At 31.4% G+C, this 20,721-nt stretch carries 20 protein-coding genes; 13 read left to right on the top strand and 7 right to left on the bottom strand.

Annotated elements, in window-relative coordinates; all coding sequences use genetic code 11:
- The first annotated feature begins 12 nt into the window (after positions 1-12).
- Positions 13-339 carry a hypothetical protein gene (locus F0362_RS30245; protein WP_016090768.1) on the top strand — a complete coding sequence of 109 codons (327 nt, stop codon included), beginning with the start codon at positions 13-15 and terminating at the stop codon, positions 337-339.
- A gap of 407 nt (positions 340-746) precedes the next feature.
- Here F0362_RS30245 and F0362_RS30240 read toward each other — a convergent pair whose 3' ends face one another.
- Positions 747-1,673, bottom strand: coding sequence for a tyrosine-type recombinase/integrase (locus F0362_RS30240; protein WP_080326886.1), 927 nt, complete (start codon positions 1,671-1,673; stop codon positions 747-749).
- Between the two features lie 598 nt (positions 1,674-2,271).
- On the opposite strand from F0362_RS30240, the gene F0362_RS30235 reads away from it, so the two are divergent.
- The 6 genes from F0362_RS30235 to F0362_RS30210 all read left to right on the top strand — a co-directional run bounded on the left by F0362_RS30235 (position 2,272) and on the right by F0362_RS30210 (position 5,075).
- A complete protein-coding gene (locus F0362_RS30235; RefSeq protein WP_033659342.1) occupies positions 2,272-3,141 on the top strand; it encodes a peptidoglycan DD-metalloendopeptidase family protein in 870 nt (289 codons plus the stop codon).
- A gap of 24 nt (positions 3,142-3,165) precedes the next feature.
- Positions 3,166-3,726, top strand: a complete 561-nt coding sequence (locus F0362_RS30230; RefSeq protein WP_053446553.1) for a hypothetical protein — start codon at positions 3,166-3,168, stop codon at positions 3,724-3,726.
- Between the two features lie 18 nt (positions 3,727-3,744).
- Positions 3,745-4,065: a hypothetical protein gene (locus tag F0362_RS30225; protein WP_000248033.1), complete on the top strand. Its 321-nt coding sequence runs from the start codon at positions 3,745-3,747 to the stop codon at positions 4,063-4,065.
- Between the two features lie 25 nt (positions 4,066-4,090).
- A complete protein-coding gene (locus F0362_RS30220; RefSeq protein ID WP_000636255.1) occupies positions 4,091-4,387 on the top strand; it encodes a hypothetical protein in 297 nt (98 codons plus the stop codon).
- A gap of 129 nt (positions 4,388-4,516) precedes the next feature.
- Complete coding sequence (locus F0362_RS30215) at positions 4,517-4,798, top strand: hypothetical protein (RefSeq protein ID WP_016090772.1); 282 nt, start codon at positions 4,517-4,519, stop codon at positions 4,796-4,798.
- A 70-nt stretch (positions 4,799-4,868) separates the two neighbouring features.
- Positions 4,869-5,075, top strand: a complete 207-nt coding sequence (locus tag F0362_RS30210) for a hypothetical protein (protein WP_000581815.1) — start codon at positions 4,869-4,871, stop codon at positions 5,073-5,075.
- A 442-nt stretch (positions 5,076-5,517) separates the two neighbouring features.
- Here the strand turns inward: F0362_RS30210 and F0362_RS30205 are convergent, their stop codons facing one another.
- Together F0362_RS30205 and F0362_RS30200 are read right to left on the bottom strand one after the other, a co-directional pair.
- Positions 5,518-6,120, bottom strand: a complete 603-nt coding sequence (locus F0362_RS30205) for a DUF6037 family protein (protein ID WP_000778652.1) — start codon at positions 6,118-6,120, stop codon at positions 5,518-5,520.
- 69 nt (positions 6,121-6,189) lie between these two features.
- On the bottom strand, positions 6,190-6,510 hold the full coding sequence (locus F0362_RS30200; protein ID WP_000632269.1) for a hypothetical protein: 321 nt from the start codon (positions 6,508-6,510) through the stop codon (positions 6,190-6,192).
- Positions 6,511-6,870: 360 nt separating this feature from the next.
- On the opposite strand from F0362_RS30200, the gene F0362_RS30195 reads away from it, so the two are divergent.
- From F0362_RS30195 to F0362_RS30180, 3 genes are all read left to right on the top strand, one after another.
- A complete protein-coding gene (locus tag F0362_RS30195; RefSeq protein ID WP_149890237.1) occupies positions 6,871-7,755 on the top strand; it encodes an Rpn family recombination-promoting nuclease/putative transposase in 885 nt (294 codons plus the stop codon).
- Positions 7,756-9,021: 1,266 nt separating this feature from the next.
- On the top strand, positions 9,022-10,233 hold the full coding sequence (locus F0362_RS30190) for a replication initiation protein (RefSeq protein ID WP_033659126.1): 1,212 nt from the start codon (positions 9,022-9,024) through the stop codon (positions 10,231-10,233).
- A 1,120-nt stretch (positions 10,234-11,353) separates the two neighbouring features.
- The gene (locus F0362_RS30180) at positions 11,354-11,674 is read left to right on the top strand and encodes a hypothetical protein (protein WP_000473092.1); all 321 of its coding nucleotides are present in this window, start codon (positions 11,354-11,356) and stop codon (positions 11,672-11,674) included.
- A 170-nt stretch (positions 11,675-11,844) separates the two neighbouring features.
- Here the strand turns inward: F0362_RS30180 and F0362_RS30175 are convergent, their stop codons facing one another.
- Positions 11,845-12,048, bottom strand: a complete 204-nt coding sequence (locus F0362_RS30175) for a hypothetical protein (RefSeq protein ID WP_000479688.1) — start codon at positions 12,046-12,048, stop codon at positions 11,845-11,847.
- 449 nt (positions 12,049-12,497) lie between these two features.
- On the bottom strand, positions 12,498-13,523 hold the full coding sequence (locus F0362_RS30170) for a hypothetical protein (RefSeq protein WP_149890236.1): 1,026 nt from the start codon (positions 13,521-13,523) through the stop codon (positions 12,498-12,500).
- 1,304 nt (positions 13,524-14,827) lie between these two features.
- Here F0362_RS30170 and F0362_RS30165 point away from each other — a divergent pair.
- Both F0362_RS30165 and F0362_RS30160 read left to right on the top strand, forming a co-directional pair.
- Positions 14,828-15,220, top strand: coding sequence for a thiol-disulfide oxidoreductase DCC family protein (locus F0362_RS30165; RefSeq protein WP_000835760.1), 393 nt, complete (start codon positions 14,828-14,830; stop codon positions 15,218-15,220).
- A gap of 222 nt (positions 15,221-15,442) precedes the next feature.
- Positions 15,443-16,546 (top strand): serine hydrolase, encoded by a 1,104-nt coding sequence (locus F0362_RS30160; protein WP_000470475.1) that lies wholly within the window; start codon positions 15,443-15,445, stop codon positions 16,544-16,546.
- 430 nt (positions 16,547-16,976) lie between these two features.
- On the opposite strand, the gene lepB is transcribed toward F0362_RS30160, so the two are convergent.
- Together lepB and F0362_RS30145 are read right to left on the bottom strand one after the other, a co-directional pair.
- On the bottom strand, positions 16,977-17,501 hold the full coding sequence (gene lepB, locus F0362_RS30150; protein ID WP_000668732.1) for a signal peptidase I: 525 nt from the start codon (positions 17,499-17,501) through the stop codon (positions 16,977-16,979).
- 67 nt (positions 17,502-17,568) lie between these two features.
- Positions 17,569-19,956: an immune inhibitor A domain-containing protein gene (locus F0362_RS30145; protein WP_000728976.1), complete on the bottom strand. Its 2,388-nt coding sequence runs from the start codon at positions 19,954-19,956 to the stop codon at positions 17,569-17,571.
- Between the two features lie 362 nt (positions 19,957-20,318).
- On the opposite strand from F0362_RS30145, the gene F0362_RS30140 reads away from it, so the two are divergent.
- The gene (locus tag F0362_RS30140; protein WP_225989664.1) at positions 20,319-20,630 is read left to right on the top strand and encodes a hypothetical protein; all 312 of its coding nucleotides are present in this window, start codon (positions 20,319-20,321) and stop codon (positions 20,628-20,630) included.
- Positions 20,631-20,721 lie beyond the last annotated feature (91 nt).

The following is a 20,721-nucleotide window of genomic DNA, read 5'->3' as shown; positions in this document are numbered from 1 at the left end:
AGGATATATTTAATGTTTAAATTTGAAATGAACGGCCTAGATAAATTACAGAAAGACTTAAAAAACATGGAAAAAGCAGCAAAAGAATTGGATGGAAAACAATCTATTCCTTTTCCCGTTCTATTTAACAATTCTTTTATGAAAAAATATACAAAGTTTAATAATATAGATGAACTTTTTGAAAATAGTGCATTTGAAGTAGAAACGGATGAGGATTTTGCAAAAATTCCTGATGATGAATGGGATAAGTATATAAACGAAGTAACTGATTTTGAAAATTGGGAAGAAATGATGTCTAAAGCAGCCGGGCTTTATACTTTGAAAAAGCTTGGATTCTAATAAAATATGCTTTATTGATAAAAAAGAGTCCTTTAACGGGACTCTTTTTTAATTTAATAGATAACCAAACCTAATGTAAACTAATATTTAAAAGTTTACTTTCGAATTGATTATAAAATGAAATAAAAATGGTATTTTCTTTTACACACAAAAATTCTAGTAGTAAAACAGCATTGTGGGAATTAAACAAAAGGTTGTTAAAACCATTAAAGTGTTAGTTAACAAAGCTGATGGTAGAGCGAGAATTAAATAATTTAAAAAAATTTTGCTACATATGTAGCAAAGTTTTTTTCTAAGCGTACGAAATTTGCGTTATGTTGATGGGCATGTATATTGACCCAAAATAGCATAACAAAAGCCCTGGTGCAATCAAAACCAGAGCTTTTGTTGCTTACATGAAACTTTTTCTATTGCTGGTTATTCCAAAATTGAACGTATCTATGTAGGGCCTCAACGCTTTTTAATCCCAACAATGCTTTGATTTCAATGGGTTTCATGCCCTTCTGTAGCGCATTTAATATGAAACGGTTCCGTAGCATGGTAGGCGTGACATGAATTTCAGCGCGTTTTGCTTCTTTCTGTAGCATGCGTTGTACAGCGATTCGAGTCAAAGTGGCGGGTTGATCTTTTTCATAGTCCCAGCGGAACGTTTGCGGGGCGAAATCAAACGCCACAAAGAAGGGGTCGCCCGTTTGTTGGCGCGGCCTAACCAGATTAGGAATCTTGTTGTAATAAGATAAGGCAAGTTTTACATACTCTTTTGAAAGGGTAATAGATCGTTTGTGGGCGTGTAGCCCTCCTGGGGTAATCGTATTTGTCCCAAAGTGTACATCATGCATAGAAAGCGTGAGTATGTCCTGGATGGATAGTCCGTAATCTAACATGAAATGAATCAATAAAAGGTTACGTTCTAGAATAAACTTTCTTCCTGACGCCTGGTAGTCGGTTAATCCGTTATAACTACGCATAACGCGGAATAGCTTTTTAATTTCTTTATCCGATGCAAAGTGCTTAGAAGTTAGTCCAGGAGGGGAGACATCACTTTTTAAATCCTGGGCCGCACCATGAAATTGTAAAAAGTTAATCAGAATGCCTCGTACACGCTTGACATTAGAAATCGACGCTCCACGTTCCTTTTTAAGAGCTTTTAAGTATCTTTCTAATACATTTGTATCAAAAGAATGAAAAAACGATTCTGGAGGCAATTTGACGTATTTCTGAATCCATGATGTGAAAAGTGTGAGATCGTAGCGGTATTGTTTAACGGTGGAAGATTTACGGCCATGTTTTAACAGATCAGCAAGGAAAACATCAACAGAAAGATCCCAAGTCATGTTTATATACTCCTTTGTCCTAAAAATTGTGTACCGCAATTATATACGAGAACCCTAAAAACAAGCAATAGGGGATTCTAGGTCGAGGTGTTTTCTTTGGGGCTTGGTGGGAGTTCAGGGCCAGGACATTGCGTGGCCCTGCGGAGACATGTGGGCATGGCTAGACAGGGCGTGGAGTTGTGATATAGGTGGATATATAGATGTGTAGGAATGAGTGGAAGGCGAATGATGGGCCGATGTTGAAGGAGGACGATATGCGAGGAATGGGAATGGCCGCCGCCCCGCCTACGTAGTTTTATGAAAATCTGCCTAGCAACGGAATCTGATTCATAGCTGAATCAAGATACCCTTACCAGGAGAGCTTCAAGGTAAATCTAAGTTTCTAAACATTCCGCGGAACCTAGTTCTACCAATGAGTTTAAGATAAGAATAAGTTCAGAATAACATAAGTATGTTGTCGCAACTAATTCTGTAGATTTATCTCATATTATTCTGAATTAATTCTGAGGCTATTCTCTTTACTGAAATGCTCATAATGGACAGGAATGATCGTTTGTTTTTAAAGTGCTGTACTATATATTTATGGTAAAAATCACGAATATTAGTATGTATACTGTCTACAGATTTAGGCGGCGTTTTTACAGGGAAAGCACAAGCCTTTTTAAATGCAGGAACACAAAACCAAATCGATCCCGTTTTATTAGCGGCCATTGCAAGATTGGAAACGGGTAACGGTACTTCTAATGCAGTAAAGAACTATAACAACCCTGGTGGCCTCATGGACCCTGGTAGTTCACAAATGAAAGGATTCATGAAGTTCGCCACTTTAGATGAAGGAATCAACGCTATGGCACGAAACTTATATAAAAATTATATCGGTATGGGGATTACAACAATAGAAGCAATAGGAGCGAAATATGCACCGCCAGGAGCCGCAAATGATCCGCATGGAACAAATGGTTTATGGCCTGTATTAGTAACAAAGTTCGTGGCGCAAATGGGCGGCCTTACTTTTAATTGTGAAGCGGGAAAGCCAGGCGGCGTTGTAGATACTGGATCAGCAAGCTCACAAGGGTTTATTCGTCCTATCGCTCAAACAATGATTACAAGCCCATTTGGGCCACGCTGGGGCACTATTCATAAAGGTATTGATTATTCTTGCCAAGACGGTGTCACACCAATTGCCGCGTCGAAAGGTGGCGTTGTAGAGTTGGCGAAATTTGGCGCTTCCGGTTCGGGGTTTGGCGGATATGGAAACGTAGTTGTAATCAATCATGGGAATGGATATTGGAGTTTATACGGTCATATGTCGTCCATTACTGTACAGGAAGGTCAAAACATTGGAGTCGGTCAACAGGTAGGTGTTTGCGGAAGAACAGGGCAAGTAACAGGGCCACATCTTCACTTTGAGATCAAAACATCTTTGACGTTTGGTCAAGTCGACCCAGCACCTTATTTGCCGAAATAAGCGGAAAGAAAGGGAGGATTAGGGATGAAACAGGGAATCGTTGGTTTAATCATAGTTGTACTAGTGGGTATCAGTGTATGGTTATGGAATCAAAATCGCACCTTACAGTATAAAGTTGAGCAGACAGAAAAGAAATGGACGGAACAAGTAAAAGAGCTAAAAACAGAGAATCGAGCATTGGAAAAGCGTGTAACAGTTTTAACAGAAAATACCCAAGGTAAAGGGCAAGAAGTAGCAAAACAGTTTGTAGAGCTGTTAATACAGAATGATAACAAGCAAAAAGAAAAGCCAGGATTTGAAAAGATCAAAGAAATGATAACAGGAGAAGCACGAAACAAATTATTAAATACGCCAGAGGATGCACATAACCATATAGAAGATGATGGATCTATGCACATTCAAACGAAAGCAAAGATAACAGATATGTACTACATCAAAACCGCTGATAATAAAGCAGATGTAACGGTTGATGGAACAGAACAACAAGAAAAACACACCATGAAATTAAATTTACTATTAGAAGGTGAAAAATGGTTTGTAGAAAATTATGAGTTCCAAATCAATACAGGAATTGAAGGACCATAGAGAAAGGAATGAGGGGAGTTGGTAAATCAAAATGTATTGCATCATATCGGGTATGAAATATTGCAAGAAACGTTTGTATTAATTCGAAATGTATTTTCCTATTCAAGCCAAGATGAATCCAGTGTGACATATGTAAGAGAAATTGCGGATGCCTTGCATAATATCCCGCATTCGATTCAGAAACAGCATGATACATTTTTAGAATTCGAGTTCAAACTGTTAGAAGAAACATTAATGCAAATGGATTTTGGAAAGGTTGCCGCACAAAATATTCCTTATTTTAGAATGTATGCGGCACGTGTACAGCAATTGTTACAGAAGCGTTATAAAGAGGTTTAATCGAGTGGAAATGGGGCGATAAAGAATGATTGTATTGGGAATTGGGCTGTCAGTTTTGCTGATAGCCTTTTTGTTTATCCGGGTGTATCCGTTCCACGAACAAAAATTAGAACAAAGAAAATATGATGAATATGGAATTTGGATCATTATTTGTACAGGGGTATGCCTCTATGTATCGCATCATTTTTTACAAGAAAACACGTGGCAATGGGGATTGAAAATCATTGGTGCAACTTTTTTTACAGGCTTTTCGATTGGATGTGTCGGAAAACAAAGTATATATGATTTTCAACACAAAAAGTTTCCATTTCAGAAAAAATGACGTTTCAGATTCGTTTGTAATTAATTTTCGAAGAGGTATTAATACATTTTGGTATCGAATAAGATTGTGCTCTTTATGCGGCCTTTTAAGCGGTTTAAATGAGTTTTTTGGAGAAAAAGGGGTGTTGGAATGATTTTTTTAAAAGTTATTGCATATATTTTGTTAAGTACAGGAGTTTGTACAGTTGTTTTAGCAGGAATAGCCGCTATTGTAAAGAAACAAATGATAATCGCAAATATAAATCTATTATTGGCCATGTATTATTTTTGTTCGGAAAGTCTTCTGTATTTGTGCACGTTATGGGAAACACAAGATATTTTCCTACAAGTCTTTTTGATTTTAATTGTAGGAATCGCGATCATCCGATTAAGAAAAAGCTGGTATGTACCGCAAATACATACCTATCTTTAAAAACTACAAGAAGAAGCGACAAGTAAGAATGATCTGTGAGGAAGTCCAGGAAAAAAGGAGTGGAGAAAACTTGATACATCAATATGAATTGAACTTTTCAGTGATGTATAGTGGCAAGGTAACAGACTCACAATCTACGATTATTCCAGCAAGTTCTTTAGAGGAAGCAAATGAGAAATTACAATCGGAAGTAAAGCGGCGATTAGGAAAATGTAGCATAAAAGTGAATACAGTAAGTTTATGTGCTTTCGAAGATAGTCGGTATGCAATTAAATAAAATAAAAGAGAAAAGTCTTGTTTATACAGCAAGGCTTTTTTATTATTTTATGAGCTTTTTAATCAGTTGGATTTGAAAAATGTCACTATCTGTAATACCAAGCACTCTCATTTCTTCTTTAAATGAGCGCTAGGGTTCAACCCTAATGGATTTTGTGCTTTTATCTTGTAATGTGTATTCTCTTATTAAATATGATTTTTGTTTCTCATGTTCTTTCATCGTGAATCCTCAATCATAATAAGGGGAAAAAAGCACTTAAACAAGTGCTTTCTCTCCGTTAACTTACAGTTACTCTTCACCTAAAAGTATACTTGATAAATTTAAGATTTACTAAAAGTATGAACCTATAAGGCCCAGTACCAGAGTAGCTGCGTTTAGGGGCAAAGTAGGCTGTTTTTATTACAGTTTATTTTCTTTACCGATTTTAAATTTTAATCCAAGTCTAATTTGGAATATTTTTTCCTAATCTTCCTTTTCGGGGTGATGTATAAGCGACTTCTTTAGCTGAATCATCGGTCCAACGGCTACTGATATTATAGGTTTTGCACATTATGTAGGCCTTTTCATCCAATAATTGTCTAGTTTTATGAAGGTTTTCATCACTTAATTTTTCGCCACGGATATCATTGTCTTTCCAACCGAAAAAATAGATTTTTTCAGCCTCTTCTACGTCTTTTCTAAAATATATAACATCCCTTGGTTTTGGGGTGTTACCTGGATTGGTGGTTGTGGGTATACGTTTGTTGATTTCTTCAAAAAAAGCCCTTGAGCTAAATGGATTTGTAGAATTTGGTGATAACCCTAAGGCTTCGTATACATCTTTGTAATGTTTGTCAATATAAGCTTTGATCGTGAAACCTTTGTTTACTGGAATTTCAAAGAATACATTTTTAGCATGGATTCCAATAGCAAGTTTATGAGGTTTCGAATCAATAAAATAAATGATACTAAAGATAGCCTTATTTATTGTGATTTTGAATTTTGTACGCGTCATTTTTTGCGCGCGCATGCTTTGATATAATGGTTCAAGACCTGTTAATTTCAATGTTGATCGTCCTCCTGTCTACGTTTAAATGATAAAACATCACAGCTTTCTCCTGGTAATATAATAATTTTATATGTAGCGATTAATTGGTTTGCAGAAGTTGTCACGATGTTTTTCGCAATAATCAAAAGCTCTTTCATATAAATCTTCAAAGTCTTTGATATTACGTCTTTTAAAATGCAATGCATATCTTTCTTTTAAATAATTATATACTTCTTCTATTTCACTTGTAGCGTAGTAATTTGCCCCTCGAACTTTCCTTGCGCTAAAACAATCACGTTTTAAAACGTCTAGAGCTTTATCATTGGAAATTTCTTCACATTTTAAGAATGAAAGAAAGGCACGAATTTCATTTGTTGTTAAAACTTCTGGTACAGAATTTGTAATCATGAAATTAAGACCCCCTATTTTGTTAAGTTGTACATGTAATATTTTAACATTGATTAGAGTTGTGCCTAAAGAATAAATTCTCAATTATATGAAAATAAGGATACTAAAAAGATAAGTGAATGGAATAAATCACAAGGGGTGTGTTCATAACTTAAAAGTTTTGGTGCATTTTTAATTTAATAATTCATTAAACGAGTTTTACAAAAGATACAAAATGTTAAATTCATAAGAATCAGTGATATATTATAAATATCTTGGTAAATTCTTATGTCTGTGGTGATAAGGACTTATTTGCATGGTTACCACTCTATTTTGTACAATAAAAGAAAAACATCGTATGAGGTGGGGAGAGGAAAACCCATGTCTAACCAACAGTTAGTGAATTTACGCATTGATTTTGCTTTTAAACAATTATTTGGCACAAGTGGAAATGAAGATATTCTCATTGCTTTTTTAAATGCGATGTTACAAGATTCTTTAGAATCACCCATTGTTTCGTTACAACTAGAAGATCCACACTTGCACCGAGAACATGAAGAGGATAAATTATCGATTTTAGATATTTCCGCTACATTAGATACAGGAACAAAGGTAAATGTAGAAATACAACTGAATAATAATCATGACATGATTAAGAGAAGTTTATATTATTGGGGAAGGCTATATACATCCCAACTACAAAAGGGAATGCCATATAGTTCTCTTCACAAAACAATTACAATTAATTTGTTAAATTTCGTCATGTTTCCAGAATATGAAGCGTTCCATACAACAGGAATCCTATGGAATCAACAACAGCAAAAGAAGTTAAGTGATGATATTGAAGTTCATATTGTGGAGATTCCAAAACTCATGCAACAGTGGCGGAATGAACAAGTAAATCCCTGGGAAGATTCGTTTGTTCGCTGGTTATTACTACTTCCAGCGAATGAAGATGAACATTTAACCCAAACATTGGAGGATATTGCGATGAACCAAGACCCGATTTTACAAAAAGCCATGAATAAATGGGAATGTATGAGTCAAGATTCTTCTTTCCGACAAGCGTATGAAGCAAGGGAAAAAGCTCTTATGGATGAGGCTGCAAAGTTTGCTTATGCAGAACAAAAAGGGATTGAAAAGGGCATTGAACAAGGGAAGATACAGCTTATTCGTGGTATGCACAAAAACGGAATGCCAATAGAAGATATTGCAAAGTTTACAAATTTACGTATAGAAGAAATACGAAATATTTTACAAGCCTAAATGATTAAAAACAACACCTAAAATATTGTAGGTGTTATTATTTAGTGGCCACCGCCAATTTGATGGTAGCAGCTATCTAAAGGAGAGCACATGTTGGTAGCATGTTGCTCTCTTTTTGTGTTTATATTACAACACTTACAAGAGGATTCGCAATTTCACATGCGTTTTTTAATCAAATGGATTTGAAAAATGTCATTATCCGTAATACCAAGCACCTTCATTTCCTCTTTAAAAGAGCGCCAGGGTTCAACTCTAATTGATTTTGTACTTTTATCTCTTTATGTGTATTTTCTTATATAATATGATTTTTGTTATGTTCTTTCATTGTGGTACCTCCATTATGATAATAAGAAGGAGAGGAAAGCACTTACTTAAAGTGCTTTCCTCTTTTGAAGTGTACCTATGTGACCTACAGATTGCTCTTCAATAATAATTATATATCCATTCAATGATATTTGGCTTCAAATCTTGATCTTTAGTTGGAATTACTTTGTTGCTAATCTTAATTAGCATAATGTTTCTAAGGGTATAGCATAAAAGGATTTTGATGAGGGACAACAACTCGCAAGCTTGTTGCATGATTTATAACTATGTAAAAAGAGATAAACGTAACAAATTTGGTTTTATAAACACATCATAGTTTGAAATTCCATATGGAGTTTTTATAAAAAGATAATATATTTTAATACATTCAACATAATTTTATATGTTTTGTATGTTTATATAATAATTGTTTTATATGTTTTATATGTTTATATGTTTTAGGAAGCTGAAACATATTGATATATAAGGGGTTATAATACTTATCTATAACAAAAATGGTTTTAAAGATAACAGATTTGGTTTCATCTATAACAAAAATGGTTTTAAAGATAACAAATTTGGTTATCTATCTATAACAAAAATGGTTTTAAAGATAACAAATTTGGTTTCATCTATAACAAAAATGGTTTTAAAGATAACAAATTTGGTTATCTATCTATAACAAAAATGGTTTCAAAGATAACAAATTTGGTTTCATCTATAACAAAAACGGTTCTAAAGATAACAAATTTGGTACATGATATACATTTTTATAAATTTAAAAAGATAAAGTTTCATTATCTAAGTACTCTACATAACATAATTATGTTATGTAGAGTACTTAGATATCTTACAGTGGGAAATCGATTATAAGGGTTTGAAAAAAATTAACTATAACAAAGTGATTTTGTTTGTTATAGTTAATTTAGTAATAGGGGTAGGAAAGGAATGACGTATGTAGATATGTCTATAAATCAAGATTTACAAATTAAAGAGAATAATATTGTCTCCAAATCAAATACATTGATTGAAGCTAATTCACGTTTGAATTTAGTTGAACAAAAAATGTTACTTTGTTTGGCTAGTAATATTGAACCCAACGACCGGGACTTTAAAACATACACATTCCCAATTAAACAATTTCATGATTTACTTGGTTTGAATGGATCTACTAAATATACAGAGTTAAGTAAAATTACAAAGGAACTATTATCTAAAGTAATTGAAATCCGAGCTGGGGAAGAATTAATACAAGTATCTTGGCTTTCTTCAGCAATTTACAATAGAAATAAAGGGACAATTGACATGCGTTTTGATCCTTTATTAAAGCCATTCTTATTAGAACTAAGTAGCAAATTTACAAGCTATAGATTGGCTAATGTTGTTAAATTAAAAAGTACATATGCTATACGTATTTATGAGCTACTTAAGCAATATGAAGATTTAAAAGAACGTACAATTAGTTTAGAAAATTTAAGGTATTATTTAGATGCAATGGATGTATACCCTAACTATGCAAATTTCAAGCAACGTGTATTGAAGCCCTCTCAAAAAGAATTAAATCAAAAAACAGATATTTCTTTTGAATTTGAGGAAATTAAAATAGGTAGGAAAGTACAAAAAATTAGATTCATCATTCGTGCTCAGAAAAAGAAAGATTCTGATTTAGTTCATTTTGAAAAAAAATTAGATAAGTTTCAACAGCCAAATACATTTGAACAAAAAATCAAAAGATTTGAAGAACGTTGTAAAGAAAAAGTATTTCCTAAAGTGCTTGAGAAATGGGCAGAGCATAAAGAAATTGTATTAGAGATAATTGAGGATATACGTTTTCGTTCAGATATTGATTCGCCAATCGGTTATGTAGAATTTATTCTAAATTCTCGATTAAAAGAACTTTCTGATAAAAAAATATTAAACGAAAGTAGTCAAAATGAAGAGGAGTCTAATAATAAGTTACTAGAAATTGATACTATTATAGATTCAGTTATTACTAAATATTCAACAGCTACAGGGGCTATAGCTACATTTTTAGTTAAAGATACAGCAATTGAGGAGTTAGTGAGAGTAGCTACATTAGAGGAAGCTGAAGCTATTTGGAAAGAACAAGAAGAGTTTATTATGGATAAAATTTATGGACTTATTAAAAGAAATAGAAGTAAGAAAAGATACTAGTGTTACATAAAAAAATTTTCATTCCGAAAGAGTTTTTTAATATTGAAATTCTCTAACACTCAATGTATTATATTTTTGTATTTTCTCACTTTGTGAAGCCGAGAAAACATCATCACTTCTGAAAGAACCCGATCTCCAGTGGGTTCTTTTTTTCTTTGAATTCATTATATTTTGGGGGCTTATTTCTTGAGGAAGTATTATATCACTATTAAGCTTAGAGTATAAAAATGTTAAATGTTTGTATGTTTTTTTGATTTCTACGACTAAGTGAAATATAGGTATTGGTTATTATTTCATTTTTTAAAAAGTTGAAGGTTTTGTAACTTTCGCTATTCTTTTAATGGAACTAGACTTGTAATTAAAGCTGGTCTTGTGTGGTCTCATATTCTTTTAGCATCTTATAAAAATTGCTTATCTTAAGTTCTAATAGGGGTCACCATATATGCCCATCAACTTAAGAATTTTATAACGCTCCCAAAACAAAAAATTGTACATTTTCACCTAAATATGTCAATTTTCTCATTTTGGGTATTTGCTTTTCTTAACTTGATAGGAATGGAGTATCTTGTTTTTGTTAACTTAACGGCGATGTCTCCATACCCTAAAAAAGGAGGATTTTGTATATTCAAGTGGAAATATACTATAACAGCTAGTGCTCAATTTGTATTAGTGTTACAAAACGAACTCACTCTTTAGATTGTTTATAATTGAAAAAATAACTGTATTTTAACGTATTCCCCGAAAGAATTCTCCTTCCTCAAGCGTGTGAAGGGCGTAGCCCAACGATAGGTGGGAGATGAATTTCGGTTTAGCATAGCCAAAAACTTTTGATAAACTTGCTATATGAAGTTCTTTGATAACTTGATATAGAAGGTTGCAGGAAGAAAATAGAGTGCGAAAACCAAGCCATTCGGTTCCTGCGTAAAATATCAACCGTACCAAAAGAGCATCCATGCGTTGGACATCTAGGGGTGGAACACCCCGAAGTAACGCTCAGGGAGACGAAAGGTTACTTTCGTCGTGGAACTGAGAAGCTCCCACTTCAAGCTTTGCTAAGTGGCGAGTAGTTCACGGTTATTAATTCTCATCAGGATGAAAACTAATAAAAAGGGATGATTATATGTTTAAAAAATTTGTTGTAAGTGTATTAACATTAGGATTTCTTGTTATGGGAGGAATCTCTGCACAAGCGGAGGGATTGAATGTTCCTAGCAATAATGGGATATGTAAAGACGTTACACAAAATGTAGAAGCAAACGAATATGTGAAAAGCTGTTTTAAAACATTTCCAAATCCTTTCCTCGGTCCAATAATAAGCATCCCTAATACTTTTACATATGATGATGGTGTTTATCATGGGACACTCAATCTTGTTTCTCAGGAACGTTCCAAGTTTTCGATTGTAGCTTATTATGAAGGAACTTTAAAAAAATACAAATAAATATAAAATCTGAATTTGTTTAACAATAAATTAAATGTGTTTATTGAAAAATACAAAAAGGCACTCTGTTGCAAGGTCTCTTATAAAAAAGTTTGATTTGAATTACATGTTTTAACTCTGCTATTTGCTCCTCTTATTAATAAAGCATAAAAAAAGGAGAGTAATGACATTTATCTGTCACTACTCTTCTTTTTTTTGTAGAAATGATCTGAATTAGAGGTAATAACCCATCCAATAACTATTAATGTTACAGAAAATACCTTAAGACATGTCTTATATATATAATCTAAATCTTTAAGATAAACAAAGGATATTACCCCTATAACAGCACCAATTATCCCAATAATCAAACCTTTATATTTTTGTAAAAACATTCAGTTACTCCTTTCATATAAACAAAATACTATATATATGATACCAATTTGTGGAATGAAGTTAAAGACTCAAAATGTTGTATATTCTATTTATAGGTTCTATTTTTTATGCAAATAAAAATTTAACTTTACATTATTAACTAATTGTACCGCTACTCACTCTACTTTCTCTAACTAGATCTTGTTGACTTAAATTGTGTCTATCTATGAATTTGTTAAATTTATTTCTTAGTTTGTCGATAGCAAACCAATCCATTATATTCGCTTTAATTAATTTAATTTAATTTTATTACTACTAGGTCGTCTTAAAGTCCATATAAATAAAATGTAAAATTAGAAAAACTTATAATGTTTTTATGGAATCTAGTATTCCTAGTAATAGCTACAAGTTGCTATTACCCTACTTTAATGAACGAATATTTCTATAAACTATATTTTGTTGAACCTTTTTAATTTTTCCGTTTATATTTTTGGAGTTCTTCAAAGAGTTTTTGACGTTCCGCCTCAATGACTTTTGCTGAATTCTGTTTACTAGGTTGCTCTGTTTCTTCTGCATGTAGCCATTCTGGAACAAGTTCTCGTCTTTTGGTTCTCTGATTATTAGATTTTGGTACTAAGTCTAATAATTGTTTCTCACGTTCCCTCCGAAGTTCAAGATCTGTAATCTTATTTTCTATGGAGGTAATTAAGTAATTTTCATAATTTGGTACATTGCCTTTTTTATAGTTATTAACACATTTCTTTAAGATAGAATCAAAGGATCTCTTTTGTATTTTATCTTTAAAAAGATCTCGAACTTTATTGGTAATTATTGAAATTTGTTTATCTGATAAACAAATTTTATCTGCAGTAGGGGCATGTTTAGTATGATTAATTTTTGAATTTTGAATGCTATTTTTACTTGAAAATAAAAAATTCGATATATCTTCATCATCAATATTTGTTTTTCTTTCTTTTGTATATTTTTCTTTTGTATATGTACCATTAGTACTGTACTGAGAGTGCTGTACTAATGGTACATCACTAATTTTCTTTGGAGAAATCAACTGATGTACCATTAGTACATCAGTTGATTTCTCCGTAATAACAAGGGTTCCGCCACTCATTAGGTTTAAAGATTTTACGGATGCACCCGAATTTATTAGTTCTGAGCAAGTCTCAAGAATGAATTCGGAAAGTTCCTCAGATACGAATGGAATATCCGAAACATTATAAAAAGATTTCTTTTTTCCATCTATGTAGCAATTAAAACCAATTATATAGTTTTTATTTGCAAGTTCTTTCCAAGCTGCATCTATATTTTTCCTACTAAACTTTTTATAGAGTTGCGTTTTATAAATTACCCAATCGCTAGGTAAGCTCATAAGATGGGAAAGAAGACCAATTGCTCGTAAATCAACTAAATCATTTTGTAAGGGGTTATTATGTATTTGAGCATATTGATTTGTATGACGTCGTTTAATTATATTACTCACGATATTATTGCTCCTTTTAGAGACAAAAAGAAAAAGACCGGTTTCTTTTTTTAGTTATAGGAAATCAAGCCTATTGAAAAACCGTTTTAAAAATGTACACTATATTTAATAAAGCAATAAAACATGCTTTACAAGCATCTTTTTTAGTAATTGGAAGTTGTTCTGTACTAGGAAAATTAGGAAAACAACTTTTTTCTTTTTGTCAATTTTCTGATTATTTCGATATATAGATAGCTAAATGAAAAATATAAAGATTAGATGTTATCCCTATTATTTATGTGAAATTAATTGATTAATAATTATAAAAAAATGAAATCGCTTTCTTTATTATCTTACCGTGTTATTAATGTTATGGGCTGAATATACAAATCTGCATATTCAGCCCATAACATTAAATTTACCGGCGAGACTTTAGTAGTTTCTTGACTATGTGTTTGATGAAAGAAATCCATACATAGTTTTTTAGTGATTTGATAAGGAAATATAATTAGTCCCATTCATATAATTTCACGTACCATATTAAGAGTAATTCGAAATATATAATGGCTAGGAATTTTATTATACAAAACCAAAAGCCACATATTAATCACTTCCATATCTTAATTACAGATCATTTGAGCAGAAAAGAAGAGAACATTCATTAAATTATATAGAGATAGGCTTGTTAAAAAATAAATTAAAAATATCCCTTTTTTCATGCTATTTGAAAATGAAATATTATATCATACTATCTATTAAATATGTATTTCCAAGCGGCTTTAATTACAGATCTTTATTACATAATATCCCTCAATTGTATAAAAGTATTGTACCATATTGAAATTAATATAAATAACATATTTTATAATTAATGTAAAAAAATAAAAAAGTTGTGTTTTTTGATAAATATATGATTTGGTCATAACATGTTTATATTTTGAATTTTTCTCTCTTTGTTCTAAATACCTTTTAGTAAGTTCATAAACTTTATCCACACGTTCTAAAATTTTTTCGTCATGAGTAATTTCACTTTTTTGTATATTTATGTTAAATTGTTATTACCATCACAAATGTCTTGGATAATTTAACTTTCAAGGCTCAGCCCATTGTACTAGTAGTATAATGGGCTTTTCCACAATATATGTTACAACTATATTGGTGTACATATATGTCAGTCGATATTTAGAAATTTCATAGAGTATCTCTTAGTATTAAAATATATTTTTTTAAGTCTGCGAGTTTGTTTATTCTTAATATTTAAATTATGATAATACATATTGGTAATAATTATATAAGATACTATTAATTACCGAAAGGAGAAAATTATGAAAAGTATTATACTATTTGATGGTGATTGCAATTTCTGTAATCAGAGTGTTCAGTTCATTATTAACAGAGATCCTAAAGGATATTTTCAATTCGCATCGCTTCAAAGTGAATTGGGTAAAAAATTGTTAAAAAAGTATGAAATAGATGAAACAATAGATAGCATAGTATTAATAGACAAAAATAATAGTTATATTAAATCAGATGCTATACTAAACATTTGTAAAAATTTAAAAGGTATATGGAAATTTCTTATTATCTTTCTATTAATTCCAAAGCCGATTCGGAACCTTTGTTACGAAAAATTCGCAAAAAATAGATACAGGTGGTTTGGTAAGCAAGAACATTGTATGTTACCATCACCAGAAATAAGAAAAAGATTCCTGGATTAATTTCAGGATTGTCTTCAGATTAACACTGTATTGTTATGGATTATATTGAAATAAATACGCTATTCTTTCTTGCGAATTAAAGAAAGGAATGGTAGTTTTTATTTCTTTTTTTTGAAGTAGGTATTTATTTAATTGGATAGATTCCTCCTAGTAATCGATTAAATCTGGTATTTATATCAATTCAAAAAATATAAGTCAAAATTAAATAAGGAGAAATTTATAATGTTTATTAATGTTTTGTTAGGGATTGTAGTTATTTGTATAGTGGTTTTGGTTATTGTGTTTATGCAAGCGAGGAAGGATATGAATAAAACGGATCCACAATATATTTTGTCGTATATTAAAGAAAACGCACAGAAGAATACATGTGCATTAATTATAAAAAAAAATGATGAAATTCTATGTTCTATTAATGAAGATAAGAGGTTACCGTTAGCAAGTATGGTTAAATTAATAATTGCTATTGAATTTGCTAAACAAAGTGCTAACGGGATCATTAATGAAAACGAATATATTTCTTTAAGCGAATTAAAGAAATATTATATCAAAAACACAGATGGTGGCGCACATCCAAAATGGGAACAGGATATGATACAAAATAATCAGATTAAAAATGATTGTGTAACTTTACAGAATATAGCAAGGGGAATGTTACAATATAGTTCGAATGCAAATACAGAATATTTAATAAATATACTTGGGATTGAAAATATTAATCAAAATATAAAGGAATTAGGTCTTAAACATCATGAAGAAGTATATCCATTTGTGTCAGCTTTATATATTCCAGGATTCTTGCAGGAGAAATTTAATTTAAGTAAGAAGGAATTAGTAAAACATCTAAATAATCTCTCTCAAGAAGAATATAAGAAGTATGCGTTTAAAATAAATGAATTAATGAAAAATGAACATCAGCTGCCGAATTTGAATATGTTTTCACTAGACTTGCAAAAGAATTGGTCAAATCGTTTGACATCAGCAGCAGCTTCTGATTATATCTCTTTGCTAGAAAAAATTAATTCCAAAAATTATTATGATGAATTAGTGCATCAAAAATTGGACAAAATTCTAGAGACTGTAATAGAAAATGAACATAATAAAAAATGGTTTTTACATGCAGGACAAAAGGGTGGTTCTACTGCATTTGTTTTAACTAATGGCTTATATGCAACAAATAAAAAAGGCGATTCATTTGAAATTGTATTTATGGCAAACGAGTTAAATAGAATTGATGCTTTCAAGTTACGTAAGAGTCTAAATGAATTTAATTTAAAAACATTAAAAAATGAAGAATTTAGGGGAAAGATAAAGATGGAATTGGCATGATAAAAGAGAAAATTGCATTCTATGTGCTATAGCCGTATAGAATAGAAAGCACCTGAATTCTCTTGTCCAAGAATTTAAAAATAATGAACCCATATTTTAAAATGACAATAAAGTTTCTATAGTGTTTAAAGAAGAGAATGGACTATATGCTATATGTAAACGATTATAATAGATAATATGTTCATGAGTTTTGATCAATCTTTTTTATAAAAACTAAATGCAGATTTCTAACAAAAGACTCCATTTTGATTAATCTTTTTTCAAAATGGAGTCTTCTTATTTACCATATAATATGTGTTTGTGGAGCTTTTTTGATTAAACTTTATTTCAAATCAACAATTGATGGATATTTTTGCAAAGGAAACTGTCATGATAATACCTGTATCGAATTGCTTTTCTTCAATCATTATATTTAATATTATTTTGATACTCATATCTTAGTAACAGGCCAAATAATATATTCTGCTTTTCCTAAAATTTTCGCTTCAGGTACAAAGCCAAAAGACCTACTATCTTTAGAGTTTTTTCTATTATCCCCTAAAACAAAGAAATGCCCTGATGGAACAACTTGTTTTCCAGTTAGATTTTTTAAATTGAAATCAGAAGTTATTAGATCTTGGTCATCCTTCTTTTGGGAGAAATCCAAATATTTTTCTTGATAAGACTTTCCATTTACATATAAAATATCATTCTTATATTCAATACTATCTCCCGGTAAACCAATAATTCTTTTAATCAGTTGATTTTTATCATTATCTACAATTACTACTACATCAAATCGAGAAGCTTCTTTAAAAATATACCCAGCTTTGTTTATAAAAATTTTATCTTTATTATGTAAAGTTGGCATCATAGATTTGCCGTCTATTGAAGTAAAAGTAAAGATAGCATCATTACAAATAAAAGCTATCAGAAGTGTAATAAATACATACTTAAAACGCTTTATAAACTTCATAAAAAACCCTTCTTTGTTGTGTCATTTTATACATATTTTTCCTGAAAAATATTAGTTTAAGATTCTATTAGCGATAGACACGAATTGCACCTGCAGAGTTATCACTAGACTGACCAACTACTTCGAATTTTAAACCGAAATTTGGTAATTCACGTCCGGCATCTGGAATTTGATTGTTAATATATTTATTAGAATCATCAAATTTTGAAACACCTGGTAAACTTGCATAATCAAAAGTCCCAAACATTGGGGTTCCAATTATCCATCTGGGTGTTGGATTAAGTGAGAATGCAGCATCAGAAATTTGATATTTTGTACTGTTTGCTACAGTAGGTTTTCCATTTAACTCGCCTACAATTGGTTCTGGGTGAGAATCTACGACACCCAAGAAGCCCCGTCCAGGATGAATTCCTACCCAATTATCCGTATAGCTTGAATCTGCATACCATACAACAAGCCCGGTATTGTAAATTGCGTGTGCAAATCTTAAGCCTTTATCAGAACCTGCGTAATTCCTCCACTCCAAATAATAATTATGCTTTTTATTTTCAATGCCATTAGCCATAATAAAACCATTTAATTTAAATTTTGGTTCGCTTTCAGCATCATCTAAAAATACAACGTCTCCATTTATACTTAGGCTAGCATTATCAATCGCAAATCCCATTGAAGTTAAACTTCCATCCGTAATATATTCAATCACTAATTTTATTTTTTTACCTTTAAATGAACTTAAATCATAGGATTTATCTATCCATTCATAATTGGTAGAAGTAAACTTATCTTGTGTTTCATTTTCGCCAATTCGCTCAAGTATTGTTTTATTCCCATTTTCTTCTACAGCGGTGATTTCAACGATATCAGAATTACTTTCAATTTCAAAAAAGGATTTGAAATCAAATTTCGCACTTGTTGCATTTGTTAAATCAAATGTAGGAGTTTCTAGTGTTGTGTGAATGTCGTCACCACGTGTACTAAAGTAATATTTTTTACCGAATTCGGGTTGGATTCCGTCTCTCACTTGTTTATCAGGTAGATTGACACGAATAATTCCCGGCCGATCTGATTTTGTTACACTTTGATCTAAAAATGTTGCATACCCTATACCTTTATTTAATTGAGCATAATCTACTTCAATAATATTTGCCCAATTACCACCCATTGTATTTTGAAAAAATTCTTTATTTTGAGGCGAAAAGCTTGTAGGAGTTGTACCTGCGATTTCTCCAGCCCAACTTCCGTCACTCATAATAGACCAAGATTCAATTGGCTCACCTTGTCCTGAATATTTTGTATCATATTCATCCGGAAGTCCTAAATCATGTCCAAATTCATGAGCAAATATACCAACTGCTCCATCTTCAGGCTCCATTGTATAGTCATAAACAGCTATCTTATTATTCCAATATGGCACTGAAGATTTTGTTTCTTCAATTGCAAACGGTTCTAAGGCAACTTTTGAACGATGTGACCAAATGGCATTATCTCCTAATTTTCCACCACCTGATTCTTGGCCTTCGCCAGCATGGATAATCATTAAGTGATCAATAATTCCATCAGGTTCATTTAACTTTCCATTTTCATTTACATCGTATTGGTCATACTTATCGAATTCCGACAAATCAAGCCCACTAGCTACAGCTGATTTTAGAGCATCCTTAACTAAATCTCTTGGTTTTAAAGGTCCCTTATTATCGCGACCTTCATTTGCGTCAGCACCATAATCGGATGCCTTTCCTGGGACTGTAATCCAATTTGTAACTGTACCATCTACGGTGTAACTCCCACCAGATTGTTCTTCATAATATTGTTTAAATGTATTAATTTTAGTTCCGTTAGATAGGGTAAATTGTTCATCACCGAATAACATGTTCTGGTAATGTTGTTGGTTAAAATCATTTGAGTACATATAACCTGGCACTTGTTCAATATTATTGTGTTTAAAATCATCAAATTCAACGAGTAAAACTAGGACTTTATCCGTACGAATATCTCCATGATATTCCTTTGATTTTGCTGGAGGAACGGGTAATTTACCATTTAAGCTTCTTGTCCCTGCTTTTTGATTACTTGCGTTACTGTTTGCTACTTGAGCTGATTTTTCTTTTAATTCTATATTTGATTCTTTAACTCTTTTCATAAAATTAGAAGCTTCTTGTGTAATCTCATCTCTAGATACAAGGTCTTTTTCAGTGTCCATTTTCTTTTTTTTAATATAATTTTCGACAGCTTGTAATTCTGCTTCTTTTGATGCAGAATTATTTATTCTACCTTGTTTTTTCAAGGATTCTGCAAGTCGCTCCATAGGTATGATATTTTCATCCATGGGTATAGAATATAAATAATTTTTTTGTGTTGCTGCATAGGTAGAGTGATTGTCTAACCCCAAAGTATAGCTTAGTAGTAGTATCGCTACAGTAAAGATAGGTAATAGTTTAAAAGGTTTTTTTTTCATATTTTTTTCCCCTCTTCTCAAAAAATAAATATATCCTAGCGTTTTGATAATAATAAAAATATATTGTTTTTTCAATATATTTAGTGCATTAAAAACTATTCCAAATTAATTTTCAAAATTTTAATTTATAAATTTAGGTTAAAATAATTATTTTAATATAAAACTATTTGACTACCAGATACTGTAATATATTGATTAATCCTTGGTTTTTATATTTTACAAATATATATATTTTTTTGTAAATACAAATAAATCAAAAAAAATAATATTGTCTTTTTTGTAAAAGGATGGTAAATTCTTAAATGTTAGTATTTTCTAATACGAATACTAAATATAAAGATACAACGGGAGGAATTACTTTTATGAAAAAGAAGTTTAAATTTGTGGCATTATCTTGTGCATTTGGACTAGGTCTAGTCGGAACAACATTATTCTCTTCACAAGCTTCAGCAAGTTCTTTAGGTACTAAAGTTGTAAGCTTAGAAAATTCTAGTCAAGAGCCAACTGTAGAATATGGTAAAACTTCAGGGCTAGCAAAAGCTTGGGTTTATGGTACGGAAGCAGCTACCTTTTATGCAAAGAAAGTTGGTAAAGCAGCTCTTGATGCAACTGGATGGGCGGCTCCTTCACATGAATTAAAGGTCAATACGGACATTGTTTTTGATCAAAAATAATAATTTTTTGATTAATGATAAAAACGCTGAACTTTATGTTAAAGATAAGTTCAGCGTTTTCTCCGTGAATTTTATATGAAATTAGGATACG

Origin of the sequence: Bacillus sp. BS98 (assembly GCF_008432245.1) — a bacterium.
GTDB lineage: Bacteria > Bacillota > Bacilli > Bacillales > Bacillaceae_G > Bacillus_A > Bacillus_A toyonensis.
This window is presented reverse-complemented; position numbering and strand designations above follow the sequence as displayed.